We start from the raw sequence: 13,381 nt of genomic DNA, 5'->3' as shown, positions 1-13,381 counted from the left end.
CGGTGCGGTCAAGGATATCTACGAGGATATAAAGCAATCGCTTCAGCTGCCATTCGTTCCGGGGATGTTTCAGTCGTTTGCCGGATATCCATCGTTCCTGCAGTTCGTTTGGGGGCAGATCAAGCAATCGGTAGGTACGGAGCAGTTTTATGCCGACGTGGCGCGCGCCAGGGGGTTTGCGGAAACGTTTGTGTCTGACGCGCATGTACCTGCCTACAAGCATGAAGATGCGCTGGCTTACGGCATCTCGGTCGATGACCTGGTCGATATACAAACAACGCTCCAAGCGTTTCAATACGGCAACCCTAAACTATTGCTCATTGCCGAGGCGCTTTTCATGGCGGTCGGTGGGGCAACGATCGGCGGTAACGGTGATGCTGCGTCCGCCCACGATACCTTCGGCGATAGGGTCATCCGCAAGATCGCTATTCGCCAGGTTGAAGAGGAGGATGCGCCCGGTACCGTAAAGGCCATCTACCGGGATATTATGGCGACAACGGGGGCGCCCATGATAAGAAAGGATTTTAAGGCAATCGCCGTCTGGCCAGGATTTCTAGAACTCGCCTGGGACGATTTAAAGACGGTTATGTCGCAACCATCATATGACCAGGGGAAAGAAGCGTTGGCGGAGTTCGGTCAACATGCTTCCGATAGGTTTGCGTATCCGCTTAAGATGGGTCGCGATGAGATGAAGGCGGCGGGTGTTCGTGAGGAGGACTTCGATGCCATCGAGGACATGGTACGGCTGGCTGCACATCTCATTCCCGGATTGCTCCTGGATACAGAGGAGATGCGCCAGGTCACGCTCGACCTGTTGGAGGTGGACCGCGGAGAATTCGTAGCGTAGGGTGTTATACGCAAGATGCCGCCCTTTATCATTTTCTCTGTCATGTTCAGCACCAGGCGCGACACCCATGTATCTAAATGCGACAATGGCCATGTCGTCAGAGAAACGGTGGCCGGCAAATTCTCCGACAGATGTTAGAAGCGCATCGATTATTTCGTTGACCGATTCCCGGTAGACAATATTCAAGGTCTGATGTACGCGGTCATCGCCGAACAGCTCGCTGCCCCGTTTTGCCTCGATTAATCCATCGGTAAACAGCACCATCGAGTCACCCGGAGCAAGTTTGACTTCAAACATGTCGAAATCGGTGTCCGGGAAAATGCCAAGGGGGTAATTGCGGTGTGCCGATGGTTGGACGCACCCGTCCTCGCCGCAGGTAAACGGGTCGGGATGGCCGGCGCTTGCCATGCTGATCGAACCGGTTACAAGATCGATAACCCCATAAATCGCCGTGACGAATTGTCCGAGGGACAGTTGCCGCCCGATGGCGTTATTGGTCTCTGCAAGCACGCAGGATGGGTTGCAATCGCGATATGCAAAGGCCCGCATCGTGCTTTTTACCATTGAGGTTATAGCGGCGGCCTCAAGACCTTTGCCGGATACGTCGCCGACTGCAAAACCGACTCTGTCGCCGCCAAGTTCAAAGAAATCATAAAAGTCGCCGCCGATTTTTGCGGCCTCAGTCGCGGAGCGGTAATGGTAGCCGAACTCTATCCCCCGAATGTTTTGCGGGACGGTTAGGATTGCCGCTTGAAGCGTATCGGCTATCCTGTGCTCGGCTTCATAGAGCCTGGCGTTTTCCATCGCTATGGATACGGCAGCCCCGAGTTTGCTTGCAAATTCGACCTGGACGTCGGTAAATGCGACCGGTGACGAAACGTACCCGAAGACAAGCGTGCCAATTGCCTTATCCTCCAGCGTTAATGGGATCGCGATTAGCGACCTGAGGCCAAAGCTTTTCATTACTCCGGGGTCGAGCCGTTCGTCATGGAAGGTATCGAGACTGACGACCGGCGTTTTACTTGTAGCGGCCATAACCGTGGCTTTCGCCTGATCATCGCTTAACACCTGACCGACTAAATTTTCTGAGACGCCATAAAGGTACTTGGCAACCCAGTGATCGCCTTCGCGAAGGATGATACCGGCCGCCTCGGCGCCTATCGCCTTTGTGGAATCGATAATTACGCCTTGCATAATGTCGTCAAATTCAAGGGTTGAGCTGATTACCGCTTTTATATTATCAAGCGCTTCACTCAATGCGTCGGCACGCTTGCGCTCGGTCATATCCCGAACGATCTTGGTAAAGCCGTGATGGTTGCCAGCGGCATCATAGACCGGGGTAATGGTGACGTTGGCCCAAAAACGGGAGCTGTCTTTACGCACACGCCAGCCCTCTTCCTGGAACATACCTTCGGCCAGAGCACTCTTGAGTTCTTCCGCCGGTTTGTCGGCTTTGGTTTGATCGTTTGTGTAAAAGCGGGAGAAGTGGTCGCCAATTATCTCATCCGCCGCATATCCTTTTATGCGTTCGGCGCCCTCGTTCCAACTGGCAACCAGGCCATCGGGGTTAAGCATATAGATGGCGTAATCCTTTACGCCGGCGATCAGCAGGCGAAAGCGTTCTTCGCTTTGCCTGAGCGCTTCTTCACTTTGCTTTAACTCTCTAAAAAGCAGGCTGTAGGGCTGTGCAAGGCCCGTCTCAATAATTGCTTTATAGACCAGGAAGAATGCAAGGATTTTTAGAAAATGACCGATCATGTTGGTAAAGCCGAACGGGTCGGTGTATAAAGTAAACGACATCTCCTGTGCGATTGTAACAACGATCGATGCGATTAGTAGTCGCAGAACGCCGGGGTCAAATGCATAGCGTTTTTTGTAGAGCGGGATGAGAGAACCCAAAAGGATGAGCGAGATCACATACTCGCTGATCTTTTTGAATGGGGTTAACCCTGATCCCTCGATAAAAGCAACCGGGAAATTGTGCCAGTAAAAGAGTGATAGCAGCAGGGCCACCATCACAGCCATATAGCCGACAAATACCGGTTTGACTCCCAATCTGCGCCCGAGAAACAGCGGTGCGAGCAACAGCGCTATACTTTCCATATAGCGTCCGGCAACCCAGAGCTGAGTTGCAAGGTTTGGGCTGTATCCGTGGAATACCCCCATGTCCTTGTATGCGAGCGTGTGCAAAAGATCGACGCCACCGATGAACAGATAGGCGATGCCGATGAACAGCAGGTAGTTGTTGTTAAGAAACCTGCGTGAATTCCAGGCGATCATAAAGATGCCGGCGGCCACGATTATGCTGAACAGCTCGGCCAGGCTATGAAAAAGGTTATAACTGTACAAACTTGCCAGGTAAAGACCAACTACGATAAGCAGTCCAATTATGACCGATATATATGAGCTAACGTTTCGTCGGGTCGAGACTTTTGTATCGATTTCCATGGCCACCACGCTCAAATCGCTTAGTGCGCTGATAAATCCACTACCACTTGTATTAACTGTATATTATAATTGCGCAATCGTGAAACGTCGACAATAACCGTAAGTTAGATTTATTAGACTCTGGCCGGTTCTGTGATGCCCGTAAGGTAAGCCGCAGCTTCTTCGGCCGCCTTTGTTCCCGAATTTATGCAATCGGGTATTCCCACACCGCGATAGGAACCGCCGGCCAAGAACATGCCGGGGTGTGCGGATGCGCGCTCTTCTATCTTTTTCAGGCGATCGAGGTGCCCGAGGGTGTATTGGGGCATGGCGTTCGGCCAACGGAATATCCAGCTTTCGGCCGGTTCGGCATCGATGCCCATAACCTTTTTCAGCTCCGCTTTTACTATAGCCCTTAGCTCATCATCCGGGAGAAACGCGTTTTCCTGAGACCGTGCGCCGCCCAGAACTACGCGGATCATGGCGTACTCGTCATTGGGGATACGCCCGCTCCACTTGGTGGAACTCCAGGTACAGCCTTTGACTTTGTACCCTTCCCCAAGCGGAACCAGAAACCCGAAGCCCTTGAAATCGTGCTTTACGTCTTTTCTGCGGTATGCAAGGGAAATGGTCGCCGACGACGCCTGCGGGATTTCGTTCAAAACGCCCGCCAGCTGCGTATCGATTTTTTCGACAAGCGTTGCCGTGTCGTTGGATGGAGAAGCGAAGACTATCGCATCCGCCACGATTGTCGTGCCGTCGGTCATCTGCAGCTCGTATACGGTTATGCCATTCTCGCTTTTTGCTTCTATTCCCGCGACTTCGGCGTTTACAAGTATCTTGTCTTTATCCGCGGCTTTGCAAAGCTCATCGACGATATCCTGCATGCCGCCTTTCATTGACATATGCAGTGTGCGCTTAGGGCCCGCCGGGGCGCCCGGTTTAGCCCCGTGGGGAGCGGCCTTAAGCCTGGCCTTCATCGATGCGATCATGCCTTTAGTTATACTGCCGTATTTCTGCTCCATGTCCAGCAAGATAGGGAAGGTCGCTTCAAGGCTCATCGTCTCGGGGTCGCTTGAATAGATACCTGCGACCAGTGGATCGGCAAGCCTGTCCAGGCACTCTTTGCCAAGACGCCTGCGAACGTAACTTGCCAGCGTCTCGTCGCCCGGTTCTTTCCTGGGGATGAAAAAGTCCATGGCCATGCGGACCTTGCCCGGCCAGGAAAACAGATTGGTGGTTATAAACGGCATGACTTTGGTCGGGACGATCATCATGACGCCATCCGGCAGCTCGCGCAGCTTGTTCTTTACGAGAATATAGGTTTTTTTAAGGTCGTCGTTGCTGATAATGAATCTGTCTTCGCAGCCCAGTTTCTTTGCAAGCTCGAAAATCGAGGGCTTGGTCGAGATAAAGGAGTCGGGGCCGCCTTCGACTACAAACCCGTTATCGGTGCGCTCGGTATGGATTTTACCACCGAGACGAGGGTTTTTCTCGAGCAGAACGTAGTCGATATCCGCCCCGCCGTCGATAGCCCGCTTAACGGCATAGGCCGCAGAGAGCCCGGTTATACCTCCACCTATGATTGCCACCTTTTTCATGCTTTCCACCTTCTTACATTAATCAGCTTTCAGCGGTCAGCCATCAGCTAAAATCTTTACAGATGCTATGAGTTACTATCTAACGCTTCCAGCACCATCGATGCCAGCGCCTCTATAAACTTGGGTGAGTCGTTGAGCGCGTCGGAGCGCTCATAGTTTAATCCCAGCTTTTCGGCCTGCCCTTTATGAAGAATATCCAGGTCCCACAGGGTCTCGACGTGGTCTGCCGCAAATCCTACCGGAACGACGAGCACGTCCTTATGCCCACCGGCGATTATCTCTTCATAGACCTCTTCCACCACCGGCCCCAGCCAAGCTCCGGGGATGCTCCCCTTGCTTTGAAATGCAAGCCGCCAGGAGAGTGGACCGGTTTTTTTAAGAGCCTCGTCAATCGTCGCCTTGATTTCCTCGACATACGGATCGCCGGATTCGATGTAGGCTACGGGGAGGCTGTGTGCGCTAAAGATAACCTGGATATCGGAGTGCCGTTCGCGCGGGAATCGTTCGATGGCTGCGGTGATTTTTTCGGCGACCGCCTCTATAAAGACCGGATGATTGTACATGCCGCCGATTATCTTTACTGAAATATCGAGGTTTTTCTCTGAGACCACGCGGTCTATCTCCTCGGCGTAGGCCCCCGTGCTGACCCTTGAATGGTGCGGGGACATACTGATCGCGAAGGCCCGGCGTATGCCGTCGGCCGCCATCTGCGTGATCGTATCCTCGATAAACGGGTGCCAATAGCGCATCCCGACGCACGTTTTAAACGACACGGACCCGTCGCTTAGCTCATTAAGTTTCGACTCGAGCGCATCAGCCTGCCGTTTTGTGATTTCGGGAAGCGGGGACTTTCCTCCGATGAGGCGGTACTTATCCTTTGCCCTAGCCACTATCTCGGGCGTGGGTTTTCTTCCCTTCATGAGTTTTTCCATGAACGACTCGACCGCATCGAGGCAGTCCGGTCCCCCGAAGGCCATCAGCATAACGCCTATCGTTTCTTTGCCGGGTTGATTAGAAGACACCTTGATCTCTCCTTTAACGGTCAACGTGGTCTATCTCTTGCTTAGTTTATGTACCGCGTCGATAAGGGCTTTGGCATGTTCTACGGAGGTATCCTTGTGGATGCCGTGGCCTAAGTTGAATATGTGACCGGGACGTCCGCCCGCGCGGTTAAGAATATCTTGTACTCGCTCCTCGATACATTCCGTTGGACCGAACAGGGTCATCGGGTCAAGGTTTCCCTGTATCGCCTTGTCATAGCCGATCCTCTGCCAGGCAACATCAAGGTTGATCCTCCAGTCGACGCCGATTACGTCGCCGCCGGCCGCCGCAACGAGCTCGAGAAGCGTTGATGCGTTATTTGCAAAATGTATTCTCGGTACGCCGTCGCCGGCGAGGTTATCCATAACCCGCTTGCTGTACGGCATAACGAATTTTTCATAGTCTACCGGCCCGAGCGCGCCGACCCAGGAATCGAACATCTGAACCGCCTGTGCGCCCGCTTGTATCTGCATCCGCAGGTAACGGGTGACGATTTCGGCGAGTTTCTCCATCAAGCCGTGCCATGCCTCAGGCGCCTCGTACATCATAGCTTTGGCATAGCGGTAGTCACGTGAGCCGGCGCCCTCTACTATGTAGCTGGCCAGGGTAAACGGTGCCCCGGAAAACCCGATAAGGGGAACGCGTCCCTCGAGTTCGCGCCGCACTATCTTAATGGCGTCAGCAACGTAGGGGGTGGCTTCTTCTGCTTCGATGATCCTGATCGCATCGACATCTGCCTGGTTGCGCACGGGATTGTGGATGACCGGGCCCTCGCCCTTTGCGAACTCGAGGTCAATACCCATGCCTTCGAGAGGAAGAAGAATGTCGGCGAAGAGGATCGCCGCGTCGACGCCGAGCGCATTGACTGGCTGCAGCGTTACCTCCGCAGCTACCTCGGGTGTTTTGCACATCGTGAGAAAGTCGTGTTTCGCGCGGATGTCGCGGTACTCTTTCATGTACCGGCCCGCCTGGCGCATCAACCATACCGGTGTCGCGTCTACCGGCTCGCGCCTGCATGCTTTCAAGAAACGATCGTTAAATGCCATTTTCATGCTCCTTTCAAAGCCGCCTATAGCTGATAGCTGATTCTTCCTTCAGGAGCTTTATCTCGATGTAGTCCGGTGGTTCCATGATTGCGTGGTTCTGAAGATTACTGCTTGCCTCTCAGCCATATACTTAGTAATTCTATAATATCGAAGCTCGATATATATTTTATGCTTATATTTTATACTCCCGATTACGATACTACCATTACAGACTGGGTATTGTATAATCTGGACAATTTACAAAAGCATGTTATACTTAGTTTATCTAAGTATTAGGAGAAATGCAAGGTGCAGTTTCTGGATCGCAATATAGATGAAATACTGGACGGTCTCTTAAGCGTATTAAGGAAGTCCCGCCCGCAGCATGTGAGCAGGATTCTCGGGGTCAGCCGTGCAGATCACAATGCGCTGAGAATGCTTTCGGCTAATGAGGGCTGCGACGTCTCGACGTTTGCGACCAGCATCGGCGTCAGCCAGCCCACCGCGACCGTCACAGTAGACCGCCTGGTTGAGGCGGGATATGCAACGCGCACCCCCTGCACCGCAGATCGCCGGGTGACCCGCCTTCACCTAACGGATAAAGGTCGCGATGTCGTTGAGCGATCGAAAGAAGCGCACCGCATGATATTGACGCCTTACGTCGAGCGCCTCTCACGAGAAGAGCAGGAAGAACTCGTCCGCATCCTGAAGAAAATGAACGAAGGATAACACACTTATTTTGAAGCTTCGTTAATTACTGCTAACATCTGGTCGTGGATAAACCCGTTACTCGCAACGATTTCGGGGACACGTATGTCATAGGACTGGCCTTCCATCCCGGTAATCCTGGCTCCGGCTTCGATGGCGATCAAACCACCGGCGGCCATATCCCAGGGCTTGAGGCCGAATTCCCAAAAGCCGTCGAAGCGTCCGCAGGCAAGAGAGACCAGGTCGATTGTGGCGGCCCCCGCCCTTCGTATTCCCTGGGCCTTGAGTGAAAAGGCGGTGAAGAGTTTGATTATGCGGTCGGGATCGGTCCTGAAGTTGTAGGGAAAACCGGTCGCAAGAAGCGATTTATCGAGATCGCGGGTCTCGGAAACCCGAATCGGCGCGCCATTTAAAAACGCGCCTTTCCCTTTTTCGGCTGTAAACAGTTCATCGAGATTGGGCTCGTAGACCACGCCGACGATTACTTCGCCCCGGTATTCAAGCGCAATGGAAACGCCGTATACGGGAAAGCCGTGTGCGTAGTTGGTGGTGCCGTCGACCGGATCGATGATCCAAAGGAACTCAGATTCGCCCTGCTCACTGCCTTTCTCCTCGGCTAGAATACCGTGGTCGGGAAAACGCTCTTTTATGCCGGCAATTACGAGCGCCTCTGATTGCACATCGGCCTCCGTTACAAGGTCGATTGCCCCTTTATAGGTTATAGTGTGGGGTTGTTTCGCTAACCGTTTGATGAGGTGACCGGCGTGAAGCGCAAGTTCAACCGCAGTATCTAAGAAGTTCTCGGTGTTTCCAGTGTTCTCCATGGGATCTCGATTTCTAATAGCGGGCCAACGGCGTCGAAGAAAAGCGCCGTCTACGCTATCTTCGAGCTTGATATACCCTGTTTCTCGATGACGTAAAAGAGAAGCCGGCAGATAAGGCTATACTGCCGAAACCTCCATAGTTCTTTCTTCATACCACTCATCAATCCTGCTATTAGTTAAGAAAAAGGCTTTGTTTACCGTCTCTTTAATGTCTTTGGGTAAGTTATTGAACTTGTCGCTGAGCTTGAGATAGCTGAAATCGAGACACTCGTGGGCGATTTCAACGAACTTCGCAAGCGATTTTTCAGTGAGGCGACCGTGCTTTTTCCACTGGTAGACGTAGAGGTTATAGAAGCTCAATATGAAATCGGCAACGCGTATGGCCGCCTGCTCGGGTCGCCAGTCGCTGACATTTGGGGATTCGAAATTCTCGTTTAGACCGGTGATGTATGTGATAAAGCCCTCCTGCTGTCCCAGTACGAAATCGTCTTTCATCGACTGGATGAATGCCAGGCGGATAAGCTTTTCAAAACAATAGAGGCCTTTGCTGTCGATTTCTGTGTTCTCGACCGAACAATGGGTCTCTTTAAAATACGACCGCACTATCGAGCCGCTGCCGGAGAGCTTGATATAACGCTTCGCATCGGCTAGTTCTGCATGACTGACATTGGATGTTTTATTAGCTGAACTATTAGATGATCTATTAGGTGTTTTATTAGATGTTTTGGATTTTTCTGAGCTTCCCATTTTGCCTCCCTATGTGTCTGAATCGTGAATTTCCTCAAATTTTGTATCGGCAAGTATAACCGGCACTTCAGTGATAAGTCCAAATTTTGTTTAGGGTGTAAAACAGATGCGTATAAAGGGGTATGGAGCAAAGGATATTTTTTGTAAATTCAAGGGGATACACGCTCGCAGGGGTTCTAAACGTACCCGCGGCACCCGGGCCTTATCCGGTTGTCGTGTTCTCGCATGGCTTTGATAGCAGCAAGAACAGCCCGCGCAGCGTACCGATATCCGATGAGCTGGTCGGCCGGGGAATCGCCACGTTTTTGTTTGACTATACCGGCCACGGCGAGAGCGAGGGGACCAAGCGGGACTCGACCATCGATCAGCAACTCGACGACCTGCGGCATGCGGTGGCGCTCATGGAGTTGCGGGACGATATCGACGGGGATAAGATAGGGCTTCACGGATCAAGCTCGGGGTGCTTAACCTGCCTTTACCTTAGCCTAGAACGCAGGATAGCGACGATGGTATTGCGGGCCCCGCGGACAAACGGCGAATTCCCGGACCTTTACGAGCGCGCGGGGGAAATACGAACGCCGACCCTCTTTATTCAGGGCACCAATGATCCGCTGCTACCCCAGACACAGCGGTTTTTTAGGGAGATGACGGCGCCGGCCTCCCTGCAGATCATCGAAGGCGCGGACCACCTCTTCACCGACCCGGAGGATTACCGGATGGTGTTAGCGCTCACGGTCGATTGGTTTCAGACGCATCTCATGGGAGGCTTAGAAAACAAAGACGAGGCCGCCTAAGGTTTCTCCGTATCTTTGCCGAGCACATCCATGACGGCCTTCCAGCGCTCTTCACCCAGGCATGAGCGGGCGGATTGGCACCACTGCACACACGATGGGGTCTCTTTCTTCTCGACCCATTCCTTGCATTTCGGGCATCTTCTGCACATCTCGTCCGAGAATATCTCAACACCGTAACCGCACTTGGGACACGCATATACTCCCGCCGTTATGTTTCTCATATCGGAACCGGGACACTTTGCGGTCATTGTAATCTTCCTTTACAAGAGCTGTATGATACGTCACCGTTATCATTTTTACGGCTTAAGCTTAACATAAACAGAAGCCAGGAGTCAGAATTCAGAATAAAACCTTAAAACCGCCTTCTGGATTCTGTTCGTTACTAGCCATCTGTTCCAGAAACTTCAGCGTTCATCTCATTTACTTCGCGGGCGCCATCGGCCAACAGCTTATCTTCGTCGGGGGCGAGGATGCTGAGGAGGCGTTGGAATTCGCCGACGTGGATGCGCTCTTCGTTTGCGATATCGATAAGGACTTTCTTTGCAAGCGGGTCATCCGTCGCGTCGGCATGCGCCATATAGAGATGAACGGCCTCTTCTTCTGCGCTAAGATCCAGCCGTATCGCACGCAATAGTTCTTCTTTCGTCATTTTTCTGGGCACCATGCCGCTAAACGGATTTACAAAATCAGGCATCGGGATGGCTCCTTTCGTTTCTTCTTGAATTCTTACCCTTGTCAGCCATGCAGGCGTTTACCTTTTACTGTAGTGCTTATACCCGTACCTGGGGTGTTTGAAACAAAGAAAGGTGGGTGACAATCGCCACCCACCTCGCAAGTAAGGCATGTACTCAAGACAGTATAACTAGACCGAACACTAAGCAGCCCTTCTCATACGCTCTTCAGCTGGCATTGCGCCGGCCCGCATCTGGCTTACTTTGTAGAGTGAATAAATCGAGTATAGACCAGCTAACCCGACAATCGCGAATATAACGTCGGAGAATAGCGTAATTGTCGCAGTCGGTGATCCGTTTCCGCTAAAGATCGCCCTAATTAGATCAAAGTTGAAGAATCCGACTAAACCCCAGTTAAGCGCACCAATAACAGTGAGGGTAAGGGCGGTCCAGTCTAACCAGTTAAGCCTGTTAGCTCTAGTTGCTGTTGCCATCGATCTCACCTCCTAAAATCGTTCAGTAGTGCCGGTGATAAACCCCGGTACAACAGCACCGGGCCGGATTCGCCGGTCTACGTATCTAGGTTCCCCGATTTCGCGGGTTCTAACGAGATATTTTGTGTAATTAAAGCGTTTGAAATAATATACCGATACTTCATGACTCTACTGGACAAAATGCCTGGTTATGGAAGGGGCTCAGGGTGGGGCCGGGTGGTTTCCTTCTCTAGAGCCCGGCGATATGGCGACCCTCTGCTCGCGCCTCGTGCTCAAGCCGGGCGACTTCGCGCTTGGTATCGGCAAAGAAGGAAAGTGACACGCCTATAGCGTCGAACTTGGATTGTATGAGGAACGGCAACACTTCGGGATGCCTCGCGCTCTCGCCTGCAACACACGTGAATATGCCGTTTCTGCCGGCAACACTCGCTATCTCACCGAGCAGGCGAAGCACCGCCGGATGGTCGGGCCTGAAGAGACCGGCCACCTTCTGGCTCTCACGGTCGACCGCCAGCGTGCACATAACGAGATCGCTCAAGCCGATGCTGATAAAATCGATGCCCTCGTCGATGAAATCGTCGAGCGTAAACACGACCGCCGGGTTTTCAACGGAGATGCCGACTTCGACATCCTCATGGGGTTTCAACCCGACCTCACGCATGAGCCGCTTCACCTGAATCAGCTCATCGACGAAGCGGATAAAGGGAAGCTTGACGCCGAGGTTTCCACCGGCTTTATTGAGCGCCCGCTTAATGGCTCTCAGCTCGAGTTTAAGCATCTCGGGCTCCTCAAGCTCGCGCCCGATTCCGCGCCAGCCGAATAGGGGGTTTCTCTCCTCGGGGTCTTCGGCGCCCTTAAGCCTTCTGAACTCATCGGTTGGAGCATCCATGGTTTTGTACCAGACGGGCTTATCCCCGAACATCGAAAGCGTTTGGATAATACCGTTGGTTATGTTGTCCTCGAGATACGGTCCCAGCCCCTCTTCGATCATCTTGATGGGATGAACGCCGGATTCGAGCATGAAATAGTCATCCCGAAGCGACGAGACGCCGTCGGCAAATGGGGCGATGCTGCGGGCTTTTTCTGGGATAAGGATAGAAACGAATACCCGCGTTTCGGTCGGCGGCACAGCGGATATCTCCCTTACAATAACACCGAGATCGCCCTCGTAGACAACCCCGCGAAAGCCGTCGACGGTAACCACTTGATCCTCTCTCAGCCTTTCGGTGGCGTTGCCTGTCCCGAAAACACAAGACACACCGAACTCACGCAGGATATTTGCGCCGTGGCTCGTGGCTCCCCCTTCATCGGTCACTACCGCGGCGGCCCGTCGCAGATGGACGGCGAGGTCGTTGGTTATACGGCGTGCAACGATGACGGTGTTCGGCGCGACCTCGGGCACCTCTTCCGGGCTGATCATGTGGACGTACCCCGAGCCCACCGCAGGGCTCACGCCGACACCCCGCAAGAGAACCGTCTGCTCCCCTACCTGTGGAAACAGTTTCTCATAACGTTCGCCGATGACAATCGGCCTCGATTGCAGAACATAAAACCGGCCCTCGCTAAAGGCCCACTCGATATCCTGGGGAACTCCGAAAAGCTGCTCGAGGCGTATCCCGATAGTAGCGAGCTCGCATACCTCGCGGTCGCTGAGCTTTGGTAGGAGTCGGAGATTTTCAAAAACAGGCTTGCGCTCACCGGTTGGGGTGGTAAATTCGGTCTGTCTGCCCATCCTGCGGCTCACTATCATCTGCCGCTTACGCGAATAGACATAGCGCTCGGGCGTTACTTCACCCGAGACGATTTCCTCACCGAACCCGAAGATGGCGTCCACGATGACCTTATCGGTGTCGCCGGTCACGGTATCCATCGAAAACACTATTCCCGAGCGCTCGGCGGGTATCATCGCCTGGGTTAGCACAGCAACGCCAATCCCGGTTTGGCGGATTTGTGAGGTTTGCTGGATTTGTTCGTTTTGTTCGTTTTTTTCAGTTTGCTGGGGCTGTTCTGCGAGCATTCCCTGTTCTTTGAGGTAGATGTGCGCCTCTGGCGTGAAGATAGAGGCCCAGCACCTGCGCACCGCATCGGTCATATCTTCGAGGCCGTGAACGTCGGGGTACGATGAAAGTATCCCGGCAAAGCTTGCCTTCGGGGTGTCCTCGATGGTCGCCGAGCTGCGAACGATGAAACCGGCTTGCGCTT

General features: G+C 53.1%; 12 protein-coding genes and 1 pseudogene. 3 read left to right on the top strand and 10 right to left on the bottom strand.

Going from position 1 to position 13,381, the window contains the following annotated elements:
* Positions 1-64: 64 nt before the first annotated feature.
* Positions 65-466, top strand: a pseudogene (locus ACYC56_RS07695) (halocarboxylic acid dehydrogenase DehI family protein); the annotation flags it as partial.
* Between the two features lie 132 nt (positions 467-598).
* Here the strand turns inward: ACYC56_RS07695 and ACYC56_RS07690 are convergent.
* The 4 genes from ACYC56_RS07690 to hemE all read right to left on the bottom strand — a co-directional run bounded on the left by ACYC56_RS07690 (position 599) and on the right by hemE (position 6,962).
* Positions 599-3,295: an MASE3 domain-containing protein gene (locus tag ACYC56_RS07690; RefSeq protein WP_461373596.1), complete on the bottom strand. Its 2,697-nt coding sequence runs from the start codon at positions 3,293-3,295 to the stop codon at positions 599-601.
* 113 nt (positions 3,296-3,408) lie between these two features.
* Positions 3,409-4,875, bottom strand: coding sequence for a protoporphyrinogen oxidase (hemG, locus tag ACYC56_RS07685; protein WP_461373595.1), 1,467 nt, complete (start codon positions 4,873-4,875; stop codon positions 3,409-3,411).
* Positions 4,876-4,940: 65 nt separating this feature from the next.
* Positions 4,941-5,897, bottom strand: a complete 957-nt coding sequence (hemH, locus tag ACYC56_RS07680) for a ferrochelatase (protein WP_461373594.1) — start codon at positions 5,895-5,897, stop codon at positions 4,941-4,943.
* A 30-nt stretch (positions 5,898-5,927) separates the two neighbouring features.
* Positions 5,928-6,962 carry a uroporphyrinogen decarboxylase gene (hemE, locus tag ACYC56_RS07675; protein WP_461373593.1) on the bottom strand — a complete coding sequence of 345 codons (1,035 nt, stop codon included), beginning with the start codon at positions 6,960-6,962 and terminating at the stop codon, positions 5,928-5,930.
* A gap of 288 nt (positions 6,963-7,250) precedes the next feature.
* Between hemE and ACYC56_RS07670 the strand changes: the two genes are divergently transcribed.
* Positions 7,251-7,670, top strand: coding sequence for a MarR family winged helix-turn-helix transcriptional regulator (locus ACYC56_RS07670; RefSeq protein WP_461373592.1), 420 nt, complete (start codon positions 7,251-7,253; stop codon positions 7,668-7,670).
* A gap of 5 nt (positions 7,671-7,675) precedes the next feature.
* Here ACYC56_RS07670 and ACYC56_RS07665 read toward each other — a convergent pair whose 3' ends face one another.
* Positions 7,676-8,473, bottom strand: a complete 798-nt coding sequence (locus ACYC56_RS07665) for an inositol monophosphatase family protein (RefSeq protein ID WP_461373591.1) — start codon at positions 8,471-8,473, stop codon at positions 7,676-7,678.
* Between the two features lie 117 nt (positions 8,474-8,590).
* Positions 8,591-9,220: a hypothetical protein gene (locus ACYC56_RS07660; RefSeq protein WP_461373590.1), complete on the bottom strand. Its 630-nt coding sequence runs from the start codon at positions 9,218-9,220 to the stop codon at positions 8,591-8,593.
* A 122-nt stretch (positions 9,221-9,342) separates the two neighbouring features.
* Here ACYC56_RS07660 and ACYC56_RS07655 point away from each other — a divergent pair, with 122 nt between their 5' ends.
* Positions 9,343-10,014, top strand: a complete 672-nt coding sequence (locus ACYC56_RS07655; protein ID WP_461373589.1) for an alpha/beta hydrolase — start codon at positions 9,343-9,345, stop codon at positions 10,012-10,014.
* Here the strand turns inward: ACYC56_RS07655 and ACYC56_RS07650 are convergent.
* From ACYC56_RS07650 to ACYC56_RS07635, 4 genes are all read right to left on the bottom strand, one after another.
* Positions 10,011-10,262, bottom strand: coding sequence for a phosphohydrolase (locus ACYC56_RS07650; RefSeq protein WP_461373588.1), 252 nt, complete (start codon positions 10,260-10,262; stop codon positions 10,011-10,013). The genes ACYC56_RS07655 and ACYC56_RS07650 overlap by 4 nt on opposite strands.
* A gap of 134 nt (positions 10,263-10,396) precedes the next feature.
* A complete protein-coding gene (locus tag ACYC56_RS07645) occupies positions 10,397-10,708 on the bottom strand; it encodes a ferritin family protein (protein WP_461373587.1) in 312 nt (103 codons plus the stop codon).
* A gap of 180 nt (positions 10,709-10,888) precedes the next feature.
* Positions 10,889-11,179, bottom strand: coding sequence for a DUF378 domain-containing protein (locus ACYC56_RS07640; RefSeq protein ID WP_461373586.1), 291 nt, complete (start codon positions 11,177-11,179; stop codon positions 10,889-10,891).
* 229 nt (positions 11,180-11,408) lie between these two features.
* Positions 11,409-13,381: PEP/pyruvate-binding domain-containing protein (locus tag ACYC56_RS07635; protein WP_461373585.1), on the bottom strand; the 1,973-nt coding region annotated here is incomplete at its 5' end.

It is taken from the genome of Candidatus Aquicultor sp. (assembly GCF_054640775.1).
This window is presented reverse-complemented; position numbering and strand designations above follow the sequence as displayed.